Source organism: Hathewaya proteolytica DSM 3090 (genome assembly GCF_900142225.1).
Lineage (GTDB): Bacteria > Bacillota > Clostridia > Clostridiales > Clostridiaceae > Hathewaya > Hathewaya proteolytica.
In genome coordinates, this window is sequence record NZ_FRAD01000010.1 from 80,690 (window position 1) to 98,174 (window position 17,485).

A 17,485-nucleotide genomic window follows, 5' to 3' on the forward strand; every position below is an offset into this window, starting at 1 on the left:
TAATGAGTAAAAGATATTTAACAGCTGAAAGTGTATGTGCCGGACATCCTGATAAACTATGCGACATCATAGCAGATAGCATTTTAGAAGCATGTTTACGTAAAGACAAAGCATCACGTGTCGCTTGTGAGGTAATGGCAACCAAAGGGAAAATTATCGTGGCGGGCGAAATCTCCTGTAGCGAGAAAATAGACATCCGATACATTGTTAGGAATGTCCTTAAAGAGATTGGATACAACCCTCTTAAATTCTTGATTTATGTATTTGTACACAAACAAAGTGTAGATATTGCAACTGGCGTGGATACTGCACTGGAAGTGAGAAATGGAATAAATGAACAGTATGGTTCGATAGGTGCTGGAGACCAAGGAACTGTGTATGGCTATGCTACAAAGGAAACGGGAGAAATGCTTCCCCTACCCCTTGTACTATCTCACAGGATTGTAAAGAGACTGGATGATTGCCGAAAAGGGAAACTGATAAAAGGTATACACCCAGATGGTAAAGCACAGGTGACGGTGGAATATGAAGGGGACACTCCAGTGCGAATAAAGACTATTGTGATATCGGTACAGCATGATAAGAATAAAACACAGGAAGAACTAAAGACAGATATCCTTAACAATGTCCTATGGCAGTGCTTTGAGGACTTCCCATTTGATGATGAAACAGAAATTCTCATTAACCCCTCTGGTAGATTTGTCGAAGGTGGTCCCGCTGCCGATACAGGCTTAACTGGTAGAAAAATTATGGTCGATACCTATGGAGGACTTGCGTCTCATGGAGGTGGCGCACTTAGTGGCAAAGACCCCACTAAAGTTGACCGAAGTGGTGCTTATATGGCCCGGTACATTGCAAAACATATCGTCTGGTGTGGTTATGCAAAGAGATGTGAAGTTAGTATATCCTATGCCATTGGTAAGGCAAATCCTGTAGCCTTTTCTGTAAATACCCTTGGCACAGGTATTGTTTCTGACGAAATATTAACTCTTGCTGCACAGGAGGTTTTCAACTTAAGACCTGCGGCAATCATTGAGAAGTTGCGTCTAAGGAATGTGATTTACTCTGATACAGCTGTTTATAGTCACTTTAATAGTTGTCTATTCCCGTGGGAGGATGTAAATAAGTACAGTGAATTTAGAAAGGCGGTGGAAAAGTATGTTGATAGAGAAGATAAAAACTAAACAACTCATCCCCGCTGAATATAACCCAAGGAAGGATTTAAAACCGGGTGATCCGGAATATGAGAAACTTAAACGCTCCCTTGAGGAGTTTGGATATGTAGAACCCGTAATATGGAATAAGACCACAGGCAGAGTCATCGGAGGTCATCAGCGTTTGAAAATCCTGCTGAGTATGGGCATGGATGAGATAGAATGCGTAGTTGTTGAAATGGATGAGCAAAAGGAGAAGGCGCTGAACATTGCACTAAATAAAATAAGTGGTGATTGGGATAAAGACAAATTAGCACTTCTCATCACGGACTTAAATGCTTCAGACTTTGATGTGTCTTTGACAGGTTTTGACCCAGGAGAGTTGGAGGATCTTTTTAAGGATTCCCTTAAGGATAATATAAAAGAAGATGATTTCGATGTAGACAGCGAGCTGAAAAAGCCCGCTGTTTCGCATTTAGGGGATATTTGGCTACTTGGACAGCATCGATTAGTCTGTGGAGACAGTACAAAGAAAGACACCTTTAATGTCTTGATGGATGGGAAAACTGCTAATTTGGTAGTTACGGACCCTCCATATAATGTTAACTATGAAGGCACTGCTGGAAAAATCAAAAATGACAATATGGCTAACGAAGCGTTCTACGATTTCCTGCTTGCAGCATTTCAGAACACCGAAGCAGCGATGGCAAAGGACGCTTCTATTTATGTATTCCATGCGGATACCGAAGGACTCAGTTTTAGAAGAGCATTCTCTGATGCGGGATTTTATCTTTCCGGTACTTGTATTTGGAAAAAGCAGTCCCTTGTTCTCGGTCGCTCCCCTTATCAGTGGCAGCATGAACCTATTCTCTTTGGGTGGAAAAAGAAAGGCAAGCATCTCTGGTATTCAGACCGCAAGCAGACCACCATCTGGGAGTTTGAGAAACCAAAGAAAAATGGCGACCATCCAACCATGAAACCAGTGGCACTTGTGGCATATCCCATTATGAACTCAAGCCTTAGTAACTGCATCGTGCTTGATCCCTTTGGAGGTTCAGGAAGTACACTGATTGCCTGTGAGCAGACAGATAGAATTTGTTACACCATTGAACTGGATGAAAAGTACTGCGATGTCATCGTGAAAAGGTATATTGAGCAAGTGGGAAATTCTGATGGTGTGTTTCTTTTAAGAGATGGTTCGAAAATAAGATATTGTGACCTGCCGGAGGTGAATGCAGATGAGTAAATTGACACTTGGTTCCCTTTTTGATGGGAGCGGAGGTTTTCCTCTAGGCGGTCTGCTCTGTGGCATTGAGCCTTTATGGGCATCTGAAATTGAGCCGTTTCCTATAAGAGTTACGACCAAACGCATCCCTCAGATGAAGCATTATGGGGATATAAACAAATTAAATGGTGCGGAGCTTCCGCCTGTAGATATCATAACCTTTGGCTCTCCCTGCACGGATATGAGTGTGGCGGGTAAAAGAGCCGGTCTGGACGGAGAGCAATCAGTCCTTTTTTATGAAGCAATCCGAATTATTAAAGAAATGAGGTGTAAGACCAATGGACAATATCCAAGGTACGCAGTCTGGGAAAATGTCCTCGGCGCATTCTCGTCAAATAAAGGAGAGGACTTCAGGGCAGTCCTCGAAACGGTCATCGGTGTCAAAGAACCGAACACCTCGGTGCCTTTTCCTGAAAAAGGACGATGGCCATACGCTGACATCTATATGGCAGACGGATGGAGTGTGGCTTACCGAACTATCGATGCGCAATATTTCGGAGTCCCCCAACGTCGTCGTAGAATCTACCTTGTCGCAGATTTTGCAGACAGATGTGCCGGAGAAATACTATTTGAGTCCGAAGGCATGCCAAGGAATTTTACGCCGAGCGGCAGCCCGTGGCAAAGAACTGCCGACAATGCTAAAAACTGCACTGGAAAAACAGGCGATAGCATAACTTGCCTAAATGACCAAGGTGGAAGAGTGATGTCTGTATCGAAGGATATTACTGCAACACTTCGTGCAGAGGAACATGGACATCAGCCTTGTGTAATGCAGTCAAGCGGTTTTTGCACCGAACACAGTGCCAAGAGCAGAAGTGTAGGATATGAGGAAGAACGCTCCCCTACACTTAGAGCAGGTGTTGTCCCAGGTGCAGTCATGTCCTTTGAACCGGGGGCTGCTTCTCGAGTTGGTGGCCATACTGACGAAAACTTAAGTGGATCACTTCGTGCAAACATGGGAGATAATCAAACAGCTGTTGTCATAGAAAACCATCCAACCGATAGCCGTGTGAAACTCTCGGAGGATAATAAAGTACAGACGCTAACCTCTCGGATGGGAACTGGTGGTGGGAATGTACCCCTTGTTATGAACACTCCTAAAACTTTAAAAATCCGCTCCGGCTGTGAAGGCGGTGGCAAGGGTGCATTGATACAGGATGACAAGTCTGCAACTCTTGGATGCAATAATGATCAGACCGTTTTTGTGCCCACCGCATATGGCATCTGTTCTGATAAAAGCAATTCCATGCAGTCTAGCAATCCGCATAGCGGTATATATGAAGCTGATACTTCTCGGACCATTGATGCCAATGGGGGAAATCCGGGATGTAATCAAGGTGGTATTGCAGTAGTTGCTCTGCAAGGCTCGATGATTGGAAGAGAGGATAAAAACGGTCCCCAAGGAAGCGGTATAGATGAAGATGTTTCTTTTACGCTTAATACCGCTGATCGTCATGCTGTTGCCTATGCCATGACTACCGGAGCCTATGCACAGGTTGAAGAAGATAAAGCACCTACTCTATTGTCGAGAGATTATAAGGATGCCCCTGTTGTGACTCAGCCTTGTTACGGTATTGATAGGGCGGCTTTTAATCAAGGAAGGAATGCTCTATATAAACCTACTGTAGATGAAGAACAGCAACCTACGCTCACAGCAAAAGGTCCTGGAGCAGTGGCGCACCCAGCTTCGTTTTATCCTCAGATGAAAGCTGAAAGTCAATGCTACAGACAGGACGGTACATCAAATACGATTATCAATGGTACCAATCCAGGCTATCAAAATGGATTGGTTGAGCCGGACTATATTGTTCGAAGGCTTACACCAACGGAATGTGCAAGATTGCAAGGTTTTCCCGATGATTGGTGCGACGATCTTGATACAGAAAATCCTACAGAAGATGAAATCTCATTCTGGACGGAGGTTTGGGAAACTCACCGCAAAATTATAGGTAAAAGCAAAAAGCCAAAAACAAGAAATCAGATTATAAAATGGCTTAACAATCCTCATTCCGATGCAGCCGAATACAAAATGTGGGGTAATGGCGTAGCACTTCCATGCGTTTGTTTTGTGCTGACTGGCATTGTGTTATCTACACAAAATACCGCCGATTAATGAAACAGTATTTTCTACAGAAAGATGCTCTAAATGACTTGATATTAACAGCCTTTAGAGTGATATATGTATGTACCGAAAATAGAAAGGCGGCATAAAAAATGCAGATAAACTATAATGTCACAGGAGCAAAAAGAAAAGAGCTAGTCAATGCAATCAGTCAACAACTAAATGCCCCTGTAAAATATCTCGGAGCACCTACATTTGCATATGAGATGGCAGACTACAATGTTAACAAAAACGGAGTTCTAAGTGGACCAGATAATAAGGAATTGGTCGATAATCTATTGGGACTTCACGACTTCAAAGCAATTTCAGAAGAATTTGACACACCACCTTCGAAAGCAGAAGCGGATGAAACTGAAGAATCTACCAGTTTGATAATTCAAATGCCACGGGCAGATTTTACCGACACGGCACTCGAGAACCTAAAAGGATTAGTAGAGAGCAAAGCAGCTCTTATAAAGAAAGCACTTGATACGGATTCCATTCCCATAATTGAAGATGAGGAATATGTCGCCTTCCCTTGGTTTCAAGGTGAGTGCTCCTCAGAAGAGGTTAAGGCATACACCCATTTTGTCACGGCACTTTGCGAAATGGCGAAAAAACAGACCCGTGTCAATTCCACCGAGAAATCAGTAGAGAATGAAAAGTACGCTTTCCGTTGCTTCCTTCTAAGGCTTGGTTTTATCGGCCCAGAATATAAGATAGAACGAAAGATTCTCCTCTCCAAGCTTTCAGGTAGCTCCGCTTTCAAAAGCGGAACGGCCAAGCAGGAGGTGAGTGAACAATGAATATCATTCACCCAGAAATGTTAAAGCAACTTAGAAGCTATTACACTCCAGGAACCCGTGTCATGCTACTTAAAATGAACGACCCTTATACCAAACTTCAGCCTGGAGCGAAAGGTACGGTTACTAGTGTTGATGACATAGGAACGATTCATGTCAGTTGGGATTCCGGTGGCTCCCTTGGAGTGGCCTTTGGTGAGGATTTATGCAAGAAAATCGAAGAGTAAAACATACAAAATTTAAGCAAAATGAGACAGTAAATATGTAGATTTATATTGCTAAGGAGTCAACTAATGAATGAAATAATTAAGGAACAAATCCTTTCCATCCGAGAAAGTGGAGTCACAAATATGTTTGATGTGGACCGGGTACAGTATGAGGCAAATGAACGAGGGTTTTATGAATTGGTAGTCTATTTAATAGACCATAAAGCGGAATATGCTCATTTCATACTGACGGGGGAAGTGGATGAAATAAGTAAATAAAAAATAACAGGATAAGGAGAAGGGCTTCATCTATAGGATTGAGGCTCTTTTCTTATGTCCTTTTCCAAAAAGGGGCGGTGTTTATGCGGAAACTGAAGAAATATAAGCCGACCGCCTTTATAGCTGAAGGGTCATATTACGATAAGGATGCGGCTGATTACGCTGTAGCTTTTATCGAAGCACTCTCCCATACGAAAGGTTTATGGGCAGGTAAGCCTTTTGAACTTATCGATTGGCAGGAACAAATAATCCGTGATTTATTCGGAATCTTAAAGCCAGATGGATATCGGCAGTTTAATACTGCTTATGTAGAGATACCTAAAAAGATGGGAAAAAGCGAGCTTGCCGCAGCAATTGCGCTTCTCCTCACTTGCGGTGATGGTGAAGAACGAGCAGAGGTGTACGGTTGTGCCGCTGACCGCCAGCAGGCATCAATTGTATTTGAGGTAGCAGCCGATATGGTGCGGATGTGTCCAGCACTGAATAAACGTGTAAAGTTGCTGGCTTCAACTAAGCGATTGGTGTACCTGCCGACCAACAGCTTCTATCAGGTATTGTCGGCTGAAGCCTACTCCAAACACGGCTTCAATATACATGGTGTTGTTTTCGATGAACTTCATACTCAGCCAAACCGGAAATTATTTGACGTTATGACGAAAGGATCTGGGGATGCGAGGACCCAACCGCTATATTTTCTTATCACCACTGCGGGAACGGATACTCAAAGTATTTGCTACGAAACACACCAAAAAGCAGTTGATATTATTGAGGGCAGAAAATACGATCCTACCTTTTACCCCGTAATCTACGGTGCCAAAGAAGAGGATGATTGGACTGATCCTAAAGTATGGAAGAAAGCAAATCCAAGCTTAGGAATTACAGTAAGTATCGATAAAGTTAGAGCTGCTTGTGAAAGCGCAAAGCAAAACCCTGCTGAGGAGAACAGCTTCCGGCAATTAAGATTGAATCAGTGGGTTAAACAATCTGTCCGTTGGATGCCCATGGCAAAATGGGATGCCTGTGCATTTCCAGTAAAACCAGAAAGTCTCGAAGGACGAGTGTGTTATGGAGGTCTTGACTTATCTTCTACAACAGATATTACCGCCTTTGTGTTGGTATTCCCACCAGAGGATGAAACAGATAAATATATCGTTCTCCCATATTTTTGGATGCCGGAGGATAATATTGACCTCCGAGTTCGACGAGATCACGTGCAATATGACCTTTGGGAGAAGCAGGGCTATATTTTAACCACCGAGGGAAATGTAGTCCATTATGGATACATTGAGAAATTCATTGAAGAACTGGGGGAAAAGTACAACATTCGAGAGATTGCTTTTGACCGCTGGGGCGCTGTTCAGATGGTGCAGAACCTTGAAGGGTTAGGCTTTACAGTAGTTCCCTTCGGTCAAGGTTTTAAAGATATGTCACCACCTACAAAGGAACTTATGAAGCTGACATTAGAAGAAAGAATAGCACACGGTGGACATCCAGTACTTCGTTGGATGATGGACAACATCTTTATAAAAACCGATCCGGCAGGCAACGTGAAGCCGGATAAAGAAAAAAGTACAGAAAAAATAGATGGTGCAGTAGCGACTATCATGGCACTTGACCGTGCTATACGCTGTGGCTCAGGTAATAGTGGAGATTCGGTGTATGACGAGAGAGGTTTGTTTATACTTTAACTTCTACAAGTTTTTTGGTATAATATTAAAAAATCATTTTACTATGGAAGAGTAATTTAATATGTGTACGTATTAGAAAGGGGTTAAAATGAGTATATTTTTTTATGGCTGTATAACTATGGATGGCTATCTAGCTGATAAAAACCATAACATGGACTGGCTATATCAAGCCGGTACAATAGAAGAAACTGATTATGAAAGTTTTTATAAAAGTATGGATATTACTATCATGGGCAAAAGGACATTTAACGAAATTGAAAATATTGAGAATATAGATAGCTTTTATCCAACCACTAAAAACTATGTTTTTACACATGCTGAAAGCTTATCAGTTGAGGGGTTTATTCCTGTTAATTGTGATATAGTAGAGTTTGTTAAACAAATAGAAAAGGATAAAAACATTTGGGTTATTGGAGGGAACACAATATTAGCTCCTTTATTGGATAATGATATGGTAGATAATATGATAATACAGATTGCTCCTGTGTTATTGGGGAAGGGAATACCATTGTTTTCACAGAAGGAAGCATTAAAGCGATTTTCCTTGAAAGAAGTAAAAAAATACGGACAATTTGCAGAATTAATTTATAATAAAATATAGCTTCACAACTTTTATACTATATGTTACTTAACTATGTGTTTGAAATATTCAAATTTAAAGCATCTCTTTACGAGGTGTTTTTTTTATGTCCATTTCAAGGAGAGTGATGCTGATGAGATTATTTACTAATATTTTTAAAGCTCGGGACAAACCGCAAAACCGTGTGGGCAGTGCGTTTTCCTTTCTGTTTGGCGGTACGTCATCTGGTAAAACAGTGAATGAGCGCACTGCAATGCAGGCAACAGCAGTGTATGCCTGTGTAAGGATACTAGCTGAAGCGATTGCAGGACTGCCACTACATGTATATAGATATCGTTCTGATGGAGGTAAAGAAAGGATTCCTTTCCACCCGTTGTATTACCTTCTTCATGATGAACCAAATCCAGAGATGACTTCATTCGTGTTTCGAGAAACACTGATGAGTCATCTTTTGCTTTGGGGCAATGCCTATGCACAGGTGGTCAGAAACGGTCGTGGGCAGGCAGTGGCTCTTTATCCCCTACTCCCCAACAAAATGGAAGTTAGCCGAGCAACAAACGGAGAGCTGGTCTATATCTACTATCGTGATACTGACGAAAGTGGTCTAAATCCCAAAGGTGGCTATGTCACACTCCGTAAAGATGAAGTTCTACACATACCCGGCTTAGGTTTTGATGGACTCATTGGCTATAGCCCAATCGCTATGGCGAAAAATGCAATCGGTATGTCCCTTGCCACTGAGGAGTACGGTGCGGCATTCTTTGCCAATGGTGCTAATCCTGGAGGTGTGCTGGAACACCCAGGAGTAATCAAAGATATACAGAGGGTCAAGGATAGTTGGAATAGCGCCTACCAAGGCACAGGCAACGCTCATAAAATCGCTGTGTTGGAAGAAGGCATGAAGTTTCAAGCCATTGGTATCCCGCCGGAACAGGCGCAATTTCTTGAAACACGGAAATTCCAAATTAATGAGATTGCGAGGATTTTCCGAGTACCACCCCATATGGTGGGTGATCTTGAGAAGTCTAGTTTCTCCAATATTGAGCAGCAGTCCTTGGAGTTTGTAAAATACACTCTCGATCCGTGGGTGGTGCGATGGGAACAAAGTCTCCAGCAATCGCTTATTTTGCCTTCTGAGAAAACTTCACTGTTTATCAAGTTCAATTTGGACGGTCTGCTTCGTGGTGATTACCAAAGTCGTATGAATGGCTACGCTACAGGTCGACAAAATGGCTGGATGTCTGCCAACGATATCCGTGAACTGGAGGATATGAACCGCATACCGGCTGAGGAAGGCGGCGATTTATATTTGGTTAACGGAAATATGACAAAACTGGCTGACGCAGGCGCGTTTGCCAAAACCGAAGGAGGTCAGTAAATGAGGAAGTTTTGGAACTGGGTGCGAGATTCTGATGAAGTACGTACCCTCTATTTAAATGGAGTGATATCCGAAGAAACGTGGTGGGGCGATGAGGTCACACCTAAGATGTTTAAAGATGAACTGCTGGCAGGCACCGGCGACATTACGGTGTGGATTAATTCCCCTGGCGGTGATGTGTTCGCAGCAGCCCAGATCTATAACATGCTGATGGAGTATACCGGAAAAGTCACTGTAAAGATTGATGGGCTTGCAGCAAGTGCCGCATCCGTTATTGCAATGGCAGGTGGAGATGTATATATGTCCCCAGTTTCCATGCTTATGATTCATAATCCATCAACGATTGCTATCGGTGACAGTGAGGAAATGTTGCGGGCAAAGGCTCTATTGGATGAGGTCAAGGAAAGCATTATTAATGCCTACGAGTTAAAGACAGGCCTTTCCCGAACAAAGCTCTCCCATCTGATGGATGCAGAATCATGGATGAATGCAAATAAAGCCCTTGAACTTGGTTTTGCAGACAAGATCATGTTCATGGAAAGTGAAACACCAAATTTGACGGATAGTCTTATCTTTAGCAGGATGGCGGTTACTAACTCGCTTATCAGCAAACTGCCAAAACAACCAAAACAGAAAACAGGTACACCCATCGAGTCGCTGGATAAGCGGCTTTCTTTAATTTCGCACTAATTTAAAGGAGGAAATAACAATGAGTAAAATTCTTGAATTGCGCGAGAAACGCGCTAAAGCTTGGGACGCAGCAAAGGCATTCCTTGATTCAAAACGTGGCGGTGATGGACTGTTATCCGCTGAGGACACGACAACCTATGAAAAAATGGAAGCCGATGTGGTGGCTCTTGGTAAGGAAATTGAGCGTTTAGAACGTCAAGCATCTATCGACTTGGAACTGTCGAAAGCAACCAGTAACCCAATTACGAACGAACCTACTAGAACTGGAGAGGAAAAGACTGGTCGTGCAAGTGCTGAATACAAAAAAGCTTTCTGGAATGCGATGCGTGATAATGTCAGCTATGAAGTAAGGAACGCTTTAAAGATTGGCACTGATTCCGAAGGCGGATTCCTCGTGCCAGATGAGTTTGAGCGTACGCTTGTAGAAGCCCTAGAGGAAGAAAATATCTTCCGTAGGTTGGCCAATGTAATCACGACATCTTCTGGTGACCGCAAGATTCCTGTTGTTGCAAGCAAAGGCACTGCAAGCTGGATCGATGAAGAAGGAGCCATTCCCGAAAGTGATGACAGCTTCGGTCAAGTATCCATCGGTGCTTATAAACTAGCAACGATGATTAAAGTCTCTGAGGAATTGCTAAATGATTCCGTATTTAATCTCGAAAGCTACATCACAAGAGAATTCGCCCGTCGCATTGGTAACAAGGAAGAGGAAGCCTTCTTTGTAGGTGATGGCACAGGTAAGCCAACAGGGATTTTAAATGCTACTGGCGGCGGTCAAGTGGGTGTTACTGCGGCAAGTGCCACTGCCATCACTTTGGATGAGGTTTTAGATTTATTCTACAGCTTAAAAGCACCGTATCGTAATAAGGCAGTATTCGTAATGAACGATGCCACTATAAAGGCTATTCGTAAATTGAAAGACGGTAATGGGCAATACCTATGGCAACCTTCCATCCAAGCGGGAACACCTGATACGATTCTTAACCGCCCGCTGTATACCTCATCATATGTACCTACTGCAAAAGCAGGTGCAAAGACTGTGGTATTCGGTGATTTTAGTTATTACTGGGTGGCAGATCGTCAAGGACGAGTATTCAAACGACTAAATGAACTCTATGCTGTTACGGGACAGGTGGGCTTTATTGCTACTCAGCGTGTTGATGGAAAGCTTATCTTACCGGAGGCTGTTAAGGTACTTCAACAGAAAGCGTAACGGAGGTGCATTATGAGTTATAATACGAAGAATTATACCGAACAAGGCGGAGAAAAAACTGTTATCGGTGGTGTTTTAGAAATTAAAGAGGGGGCCTTGATTACGGGGCTTCCTGTTCTTGAAAATCAGGCAGATAGTACCGCTGATAGTGTAGAAACTTTGGTGACAGACTTTAATAATCTGCTCACCAAACTAAAAGTCGCGGGGATTATGATTGCGGACGCTCCTTAATGGAAGGATGGTGGAGTGATGACAATACTTGAAAAGGTCAAAGAAAATCTAATTCTTAAGCATGACCTTGATGATGAACTTCTTAAAATGTACATCACCGCTGCTATCTCATATGCTGAAAGCTATCAACACCTGCCCCAGGAATTTTATTCTGAGAATACCATGCCCCCAACTACTGAACAGGCCGTTATCATGCTGTCGAGTCATTTCTACGAAAGCAGAGATGGCTCGACGGCTGGTTTCTTCGCCGATAGCGTACAGGCGGGGCAGCAGGTTTGGAACACGGTGAACCTACTACTTCGGTTAGATCGTGAATGGAAGGTGTAGCCTATGAGTTATGGGAAAATGAATACCTTTATCGATATAGTTGCCGTTGAAAACGATAAGGATAGCGAGGGATTTGGTACAATCAGTGACACTATTATTGCCTCGGTTCGTGCGTATAAGGAAGAACGACATGGTAATGAGAAATGGGCAAACAGGGCGGTATTTTCTGAAGCCACCGCTCTTTTTTGTTTTCGAAGGATCCCTAGTATCCATGTGACAGCAAAAATGGTCATTGTAGATAGTGATGGGCGGTATGAAATTACCGGTGTAGAAGATGTAAAAGGCCGAGGAATGTATATTGAGGTTTTAGCAAAAAAGGTGGTGGCATCGAATGGCTAAAGTGGATGTAAGAATGCCTGAGGAATTTCTTCTTAAGGTATCTAAATTGGCTGAGCAAACTGATGTGATTATCCCAAAGGTACTAGAAGTTGGTGGCGAAGTTGTGCTTGCTAAAGTCAAAGATAATCTACGCTCTGTTGTTGGAAAGGGAACAAAATACCCGTCCAAATCCACGGGAGAACTTGTATCCTCCCTTGGTGTTACTTCAGCAAAACAAGACCGTAAAGGTAATTATAATGTCAAGGTTGGGTTTTCAGAACCGAGAAGCGATGGTGGTAGTAATGCCAAAATTGCTAATATCATTGAATATGGTAAACATGGGCAGCCTGCAAGGCCATTTCTAAAACCCGCAAAATCTAAATCAAGAAAGCAGTGTGTGGAGGCAATGATTGCCAAACTGGAGGAGGAGATTAACAGTCTATGAGTATATTATTGGAACTAAATAGAATTGTGGATGGTCTAGGTATTCTTGTGGAAACTGGTGTGTTCAAGGACAAAGCCCCTGATGAGTATGTTGTTATCACACCTCTTTCTGATACCTTTGATATTCACGCAGACAATCGTCCACAGTTTGAGATACAGGAAGCACGGCTATCGTTATTTAGTAAAAACAACTATCAAATACGAAAGAATCAGCTTGTTCGTGCGTTCCTAGATGCAGACTTTACCGTGACGGATCGTCGTTATATTGGACATGAGGATGATACGGACTACCATCATTATGCCATTGATGTGGCAAAAGAATATGAATTACAGGAGGTTTGATTATGGCAACGATAGGACTTGACCGTCTCTATTATGCTCCCATTACAGAGGACGAAAACGGAGACGAAACCTATGGTACGCCCGTTATGCTGGCAAAGGCCATCTCCGCAGAGCTATCCATTGAGCTTGCGGAAGCTACCCTTTACGCTGATGACGGAGCGGCAGAGATTATAAAAGAATTCAAAAACGGAACACTATCTCTTGGTGTGGATGACATTGGACGTAAAGCTGCTGAGAGTCTCACAGGAGCAACTACGGATGATAATGGTGTACTTATTTCAGCTAGTGAGGATGGAGGAAGCCCTGTTGCTATCGGTTTTCGAGCGAAAAAGGCAAATGGACATTACCGCTACTTCTGGCTATACAGGGTAAAGTTTGGTGTTCCTTCAACCAACCTGGCTACAAAGGGAGATTCTATCACTTTTTCTACACCAACCATTGAGGGAACTGTATCGCGCAGAAATAAATTAGACGGAAATGGTAATCATCCGTGGAAAGCGGAGGTCAATGAAGATGATGAAGGAGTTTTACCAGCTACTATCAGTGGTTGGTATACGGAAGTCTATGAACCTGTTTTTGCTGTTTCTGGCGGAGGTGAATAAGGATGGATAACGAAAGAAGTGCAATGATTAATATTGGCGGACAGCAACATGAGCTTATCCTCACGACCAAAGCTACAAAAGAAATCGCCCGCCGCTATGGTGGTTTGGAAAATCTGGGAGAGAAATTGCTGAAATCCGAAAACTTTGAGATGGCTTTGGATGAGATAATATGGCTTATTACTCTCTTAGCAAACCAATCCATTCTCATTCACAATCTGAAAAATAAAGAAGCTCCAAAGGATGTGTTGACCGAGGATGAGGTGGAACTGCTCACCTCACCACTAGAACTTGCAACTTATAAAAGTGCCATTACAGAAGCTATGTTCAAAGGAACAAAGAGAAATATTGAAAGTGAAGACAACTCAAAAAACACCGAGGCCGAGTAAGCGATGATGAATTGTTTACTCGGCTTCTTTATTACGGAACAGTGCATCTTAACCGTACTGAGGAAGAAACATGGCTCACACCATTAGGGCTTCTCATGGACTTGTGGGATTGTCATCGCCAGTTCTTGGGACTTGCTAACCGGAAGCGAGAACTCTTCATTGAGGACATAATCCCCGAAGGATTGAATTAGAAAGGAGGCGTTTACATATGGCTGATAATTTTGGCTTAAAGATTGGCATTGAGGGAGAAAAAGAGTTTAAGAACGCCCTTCGTGATATCAATCAGTCCTTTAAGGTTCTAGGTAGTGAGATGAAACTCGTGTCCTCGGAATTTGATAGAAATGATAAAAGTGTTCAGGCGATAACCGCTCGAAATGAAGTTTTGAACAAGGCCATTGAGGCACAAAAGGATAAAATCTCTACGCTGGAAGCCGCTCTAAAAAATGCTTCTGAGAGTTTTGGCGAGAACGATAGACGTACACAAAATTGGGCTATTCAGCTGAATAATGCAAAAGCTCAACTTAACGATATGGAACGAGAGCTAGAAGAGACTGCTGATGAAGCAGATGATCTTGGAGAGGAACTTGAGGATACAGGTAATAGTGCAGATGAAGCCGGTAGCAAGTTTGAGAAGCTAGGCGGTGTCCTTAAAGGCATTGGTGTGGCGATGGGTACAGTTGCTGTTGCAGCAGGAGCTGCTGCTATAAAGCTAGGGAAAGAGGTAGTTACTCAGTTCGGGGAGTTAGAACAGAATCTCGGTGGCTCTGAGGCGGTATTTGGTCAATATGCCACATCCATTCAAAAAACTGGTGAAGAGGCTTACAAAAATCTAGGTGTTTCCCAAAGTGAGTATCTTGCTACGGCAAACAAAATGGGTGCATTGTTTCAAGGCTCTGGTATACAGCAACAGAGAAGTCTTGAGCTAACTGAAAAGGCTATGCAACGAGCGGCGGATATGGCATCTGTTATGGGTATCGATATGTCCTCTGCACTGGAGGCGGTCACAGGTGCGGCAAAGGGTAACTTTGATATGATGGATAACCTGGGTGTTGCTATGAACGCTACCAATATCGAAGCCTACGCACTTGCAAAAGGGCTGGATTTCACTTGGAACACCGCAACACAAGCGGAAAAAGCTGAAGTAGCCATGCAGATGTTCTTTGAGAACACAGAGCAGTATGCAGGCAACTTTGCCCGTGAATCAACAGAAACCGTCACAGGTTCGCTGGGTCTACTCCAAGCCGCACTCGGCTCGTTTACAGCAGGACTTGGCAATGCCGATGCAGATATGACGAATTTGACACAGAATCTTGTAGATGCATTCCAATCGGTTGTTGCTAATATTGTCCCAGTTTTAGAGAATATCGTAACTGCATTACCTACGGCAACAGGTGCGATATTATCAGCGGTAGGCGACTTGCTTCCTATGCTTCTTGGCACTGTAACAGAACTGTTTTCTCAAGTACTGGAGGCAATTCTGAATCTTTTACCAGAACTTATTCCAGCTACTGTTGAAGCTGTAATGACGATTGTTGGGGCATTGATCGATAATCTTCCACTCCTGATTAATGCCGCAGTGGAACTGGTCACTGCACTTGTAGAAGGCATCGGTTTGGCTTTACCACAACTCATACCAGCAACGGTTCTTGCAGTTACACAGATTGTACAAGGATTAACTGACAACTTGCCAATGATACTGGAGGCAGCCTTTCAGCTTATTATGGGGCTTGCCCAAGGTCTAATTGACGCTATTCCGCAGTTAATTGCCGCATTACCCGCCATCATTACCGCTTTAGTTGACTTTATCATTGGCGCCATTCCGCAGATTATCGATGCAGGTATACAGCTTTTGGTGTCACTAGTTGAAGCATTGCCGGAAATCATTGCAGCAATAGTTGCTGCAATCCCACAGATAATTGATGGTTTAGTTACGGCGATACTTGGCTCAATCCCCCAAATAATTGATGCCGGGGTGAATCTGTTGATTGCCTTAATTCAAAATTTACCAATCATCATTACTATTGTGGTGGCAGCGATACCTAAGATTATTACCTCGCTTGTCAATGCAATTATTGGCAGTATCCCGCAGATAATTCAGGCGGGTATACAACTTTTAGTATCACTGATTAAAAACCTACCTACTATTATCGTAGAGGTTGTCAAAGCTGTCCCACAGATAATCACAGCTTTAGTTAAGGGTTTTACGGGTTCAATTGGGCAGATGGCTCAAGTTGGTGGCAATCTCATCAAGGGTCTATGGCAGGGAATCTCTGATGCGGGTGCATGGCTCTGGGGGAAAATATCCGGCTTCTTCGGTGGTGTGGTGGATAAAATCAAAAACTTCTTTGGCATCCGCTCACCTTCTGCACTTTTTGCAGGACTTGGTGACAATATGGCACAGGGGCTTGGGCAAGGCTTTGAGAAGACGATGGCGCAGGTTGGTGAGGATATGCAAAACGCTATCCCCACAGACTTTGACACACCAGGTATAAACCTTAGTAGCTCTATCAATGGGTCAGTCGGTACTGGGGGCTTTGGTGGTTCGCTTATCACCATACAGCAGATGATAGTTCGATCCGAGGACGATATCCGCAGGATTTCACAGGAACTGTACAACTTGATGGAAACTGGCTCGAGGGCGCAAGGACGCTTCAATCCCGCTTAAGGAAGGAGGATGAAAATGGGGTTCACATTTAACGGCATATCATCGCAATCAATGAGTATCAAGGCTAGGCTGACATACTGGCAAGCATCACCCTCATTGCGAAACTCCTTTGTAACGATACCTGGCAAGCCCGGTGTAGCTGACTTTGGCAGCGATATTGCAGAGAAAATAATCACAGTTCATTGCAATGTCTACCCACAATATAAATTTTCTAAACTGGTATCTGTTATGGATAGCCTTGCTGAATGGCTAAATCCTGAACGTGGGGTGCAACAACTCGTTTTAGACGATGTACCTGACCGTTATTTTACTGCTCGTCTGTCAGAAGCTGTGGACTGTGACAGACTCATTCTTTCAGCCGGTGCATTTGATTTGAAGTTTGTTTGCCCAGATCCTCATGCCTACGCTTTAACGGATGAAACCTATAGCATATCGGTCATGGGAGAAAGTACCGTTACAAGGCTTAAAGGGAATGCCGACTCTGAGCCTGTGTACTTGGTAAAAGGAATAATTCCATCAGGAACAAACACATATGTTTCCATTCAGACTAACAATGAAGAAATTCGTGTTATTGGCCCTTTGTATGATGGTGAAACATTAATCATTGATACAGGAAAGGTCACAGCAAAGGTCGTTGATACTAGCGGCGAAACACTCCGTAACGGTCTACCGCTTATGCAAGAACTCAATTTCCCTGTACTTCGTAAGGGTAACAATACTGTGACGATTACTCCTGTAGGAGCGGATTTTACGGAACTTAAAATACAAGCAAAAAGCCGATGGAGGTGATGCA

20 protein-coding genes are annotated in these 17,485 nt (G+C 43.2%); all 20 read left to right on the plus strand.

The genetic code is table 11. From position 1 onward, the window contains the following. Positions 1-2: 2 nt before the first annotated feature. The 20 genes from metK to BUA73_RS07030 all read left to right on the plus strand — a co-directional run bounded on the left by metK (position 3) and on the right by BUA73_RS07030 (position 17,481). Entirely contained in the window at positions 3-1,184 is a 1,182-nt protein-coding gene (gene metK, locus BUA73_RS06930; protein ID WP_143146984.1) for a methionine adenosyltransferase, read from the plus strand. Continuing rightward, positions 1,159-2,400, plus strand: coding sequence for a site-specific DNA-methyltransferase (locus BUA73_RS06935; protein WP_072903417.1), 1,242 nt, complete (start codon positions 1,159-1,161; stop codon positions 2,398-2,400). The genes metK and BUA73_RS06935 overlap by 26 nt, the downstream gene beginning before the upstream one ends. Continuing rightward, positions 2,393-4,552 carry a DNA cytosine methyltransferase gene (locus BUA73_RS06940; protein WP_072903418.1) on the plus strand — a complete coding sequence of 720 codons (2,160 nt, stop codon included), beginning with the start codon at positions 2,393-2,395 and terminating at the stop codon, positions 4,550-4,552. The genes BUA73_RS06935 and BUA73_RS06940 overlap by 8 nt, the downstream gene beginning before the upstream one ends. A 101-nt stretch (positions 4,553-4,653) precedes the next feature. Then, complete coding sequence (locus BUA73_RS06945) at positions 4,654-5,346, plus strand: virulence protein (RefSeq protein ID WP_072903419.1); 693 nt, start codon at positions 4,654-4,656, stop codon at positions 5,344-5,346. Beyond that, complete coding sequence (locus BUA73_RS06950) at positions 5,343-5,570, plus strand: DUF4314 domain-containing protein (protein ID WP_072903420.1); 228 nt, start codon at positions 5,343-5,345, stop codon at positions 5,568-5,570. Before BUA73_RS06945 ends, BUA73_RS06950 begins: the two co-directional genes overlap by 4 nt. 66 nt (positions 5,571-5,636) lie before the next feature. Next, complete coding sequence (locus BUA73_RS06955) at positions 5,637-5,828, plus strand: DUF5049 domain-containing protein (protein WP_072903421.1); 192 nt, start codon at positions 5,637-5,639, stop codon at positions 5,826-5,828. An 83-nt stretch (positions 5,829-5,911) separates the two neighbouring features. Further along, entirely contained in the window at positions 5,912-7,516 is a 1,605-nt protein-coding gene (locus BUA73_RS06960; protein ID WP_072903422.1) for a terminase large subunit, read from the plus strand. An 88-nt stretch (positions 7,517-7,604) separates the two neighbouring features. Continuing rightward, positions 7,605-8,117, plus strand: coding sequence for a dihydrofolate reductase family protein (locus BUA73_RS06965; protein ID WP_072903423.1), 513 nt, complete (start codon positions 7,605-7,607; stop codon positions 8,115-8,117). A gap of 112 nt (positions 8,118-8,229) precedes the next feature. Continuing rightward, positions 8,230-9,474, plus strand: a complete 1,245-nt coding sequence (locus BUA73_RS06970) for a phage portal protein (RefSeq protein ID WP_072903424.1) — start codon at positions 8,230-8,232, stop codon at positions 9,472-9,474. Further along, positions 9,475-10,164, plus strand: coding sequence for a head maturation protease, ClpP-related (locus BUA73_RS06975; RefSeq protein WP_072903425.1), 690 nt, complete (start codon positions 9,475-9,477; stop codon positions 10,162-10,164). Positions 10,165-10,183: 19 nt separating this feature from the next. Continuing rightward, on the plus strand, positions 10,184-11,377 hold the full coding sequence (locus BUA73_RS06980) for a phage major capsid protein (protein ID WP_044037678.1): 1,194 nt from the start codon (positions 10,184-10,186) through the stop codon (positions 11,375-11,377). 12 nt (positions 11,378-11,389) lie between these two features. Continuing rightward, positions 11,390-11,608 carry a head fiber protein gene (locus tag BUA73_RS06985; protein WP_044037676.1) on the plus strand — a complete coding sequence of 73 codons (219 nt, stop codon included), beginning with the start codon at positions 11,390-11,392 and terminating at the stop codon, positions 11,606-11,608. A gap of 18 nt (positions 11,609-11,626) precedes the next feature. Further along, positions 11,627-11,935, plus strand: a complete 309-nt coding sequence (locus BUA73_RS06990) for a head-tail connector protein (RefSeq protein ID WP_044037674.1) — start codon at positions 11,627-11,629, stop codon at positions 11,933-11,935. A gap of 3 nt (positions 11,936-11,938) precedes the next feature. After that, positions 11,939-12,274, plus strand: a complete 336-nt coding sequence (locus BUA73_RS06995) for a head-tail adaptor protein (RefSeq protein WP_044037671.1) — start codon at positions 11,939-11,941, stop codon at positions 12,272-12,274. After that, positions 12,267-12,698: an HK97-gp10 family putative phage morphogenesis protein gene (locus tag BUA73_RS07000; protein WP_044037668.1), complete on the plus strand. Its 432-nt coding sequence runs from the start codon at positions 12,267-12,269 to the stop codon at positions 12,696-12,698. The genes BUA73_RS06995 and BUA73_RS07000 overlap by 8 nt, the downstream gene beginning before the upstream one ends. Beyond that, positions 12,695-13,039 (plus strand): hypothetical protein, encoded by a 345-nt coding sequence (locus BUA73_RS07005; RefSeq protein WP_044037666.1) that lies wholly within the window; start codon positions 12,695-12,697, stop codon positions 13,037-13,039. Before BUA73_RS07000 ends, BUA73_RS07005 begins: the two co-directional genes overlap by 4 nt. A 2-nt stretch (positions 13,040-13,041) precedes the next feature. Next, positions 13,042-13,641 carry a major tail protein gene (locus BUA73_RS07010; protein ID WP_044037664.1) on the plus strand — a complete coding sequence of 200 codons (600 nt, stop codon included), beginning with the start codon at positions 13,042-13,044 and terminating at the stop codon, positions 13,639-13,641. Between the two features lie 2 nt (positions 13,642-13,643). Next, positions 13,644-14,027: a hypothetical protein gene (locus BUA73_RS07015; RefSeq protein WP_044037662.1), complete on the plus strand. Its 384-nt coding sequence runs from the start codon at positions 13,644-13,646 to the stop codon at positions 14,025-14,027. A 208-nt stretch (positions 14,028-14,235) separates the two neighbouring features. After that, positions 14,236-16,692: a phage tail protein gene (locus BUA73_RS07025; protein ID WP_072903426.1), complete on the plus strand. Its 2,457-nt coding sequence runs from the start codon at positions 14,236-14,238 to the stop codon at positions 16,690-16,692. Between the two features lie 15 nt (positions 16,693-16,707). Further along, complete coding sequence (locus BUA73_RS07030) at positions 16,708-17,481, plus strand: distal tail protein Dit (protein ID WP_044037658.1); 774 nt, start codon at positions 16,708-16,710, stop codon at positions 17,479-17,481. Positions 17,482-17,485: the final 4 nt, after the last annotated feature.

Coding starts and splice junctions, on each gene's coding strand:
- BUA73_RS06940 (WP_072903418.1), top strand. CDS start 2,393: ATGAGTAAATTGACACTTGGTTCCCTTTTTGATGGGAGCGGAGGTTTT.
- BUA73_RS06995 (WP_044037671.1), top strand. CDS start 11,939: ATGAGTTATGGGAAAATGAATACCTTTATCGATATAGTTGCCGTTGAA.
- BUA73_RS06945 (WP_072903419.1), top strand. CDS start 4,654: ATGCAGATAAACTATAATGTCACAGGAGCAAAAAGAAAAGAGCTAGTC.
- BUA73_RS06985 (WP_044037676.1), top strand. CDS start 11,390: ATGAGTTATAATACGAAGAATTATACCGAACAAGGCGGAGAAAAAACT.
- BUA73_RS06935 (WP_072903417.1), top strand. CDS start 1,159: ATGTTGATAGAGAAGATAAAAACTAAACAACTCATCCCCGCTGAATAT.
- BUA73_RS06960 (WP_072903422.1), top strand. CDS start 5,912: ATGCGGAAACTGAAGAAATATAAGCCGACCGCCTTTATAGCTGAAGGG.
- BUA73_RS07015 (WP_044037662.1), top strand. CDS start 13,644: ATGGATAACGAAAGAAGTGCAATGATTAATATTGGCGGACAGCAACAT.
- BUA73_RS06965 (WP_072903423.1), top strand. CDS start 7,605: ATGAGTATATTTTTTTATGGCTGTATAACTATGGATGGCTATCTAGCT.
- BUA73_RS06950 (WP_072903420.1), top strand. CDS start 5,343: ATGAATATCATTCACCCAGAAATGTTAAAGCAACTTAGAAGCTATTAC.
- BUA73_RS06980 (WP_044037678.1), top strand. CDS start 10,184: ATGAGTAAAATTCTTGAATTGCGCGAGAAACGCGCTAAAGCTTGGGAC.
- BUA73_RS07005 (WP_044037666.1), top strand. CDS start 12,695: ATGAGTATATTATTGGAACTAAATAGAATTGTGGATGGTCTAGGTATT.
- BUA73_RS06975 (WP_072903425.1), top strand. CDS start 9,475: ATGAGGAAGTTTTGGAACTGGGTGCGAGATTCTGATGAAGTACGTACC.
- BUA73_RS06990 (WP_044037674.1), top strand. CDS start 11,627: ATGACAATACTTGAAAAGGTCAAAGAAAATCTAATTCTTAAGCATGAC.
- BUA73_RS06955 (WP_072903421.1), top strand. CDS start 5,637: ATGAATGAAATAATTAAGGAACAAATCCTTTCCATCCGAGAAAGTGGA.
- BUA73_RS07025 (WP_072903426.1), top strand. CDS start 14,236: ATGGCTGATAATTTTGGCTTAAAGATTGGCATTGAGGGAGAAAAAGAG.
- BUA73_RS07010 (WP_044037664.1), top strand. CDS start 13,042: ATGGCAACGATAGGACTTGACCGTCTCTATTATGCTCCCATTACAGAG.
- BUA73_RS06970 (WP_072903424.1), top strand. CDS start 8,230: ATGAGATTATTTACTAATATTTTTAAAGCTCGGGACAAACCGCAAAAC.
- metK (WP_143146984.1), top strand. CDS start 3: ATGAGTAAAAGATATTTAACAGCTGAAAGTGTATGTGCCGGACATCCT.
- BUA73_RS07000 (WP_044037668.1), top strand. CDS start 12,267: ATGGCTAAAGTGGATGTAAGAATGCCTGAGGAATTTCTTCTTAAGGTA.
- BUA73_RS07030 (WP_044037658.1), top strand. CDS start 16,708: ATGGGGTTCACATTTAACGGCATATCATCGCAATCAATGAGTATCAAG.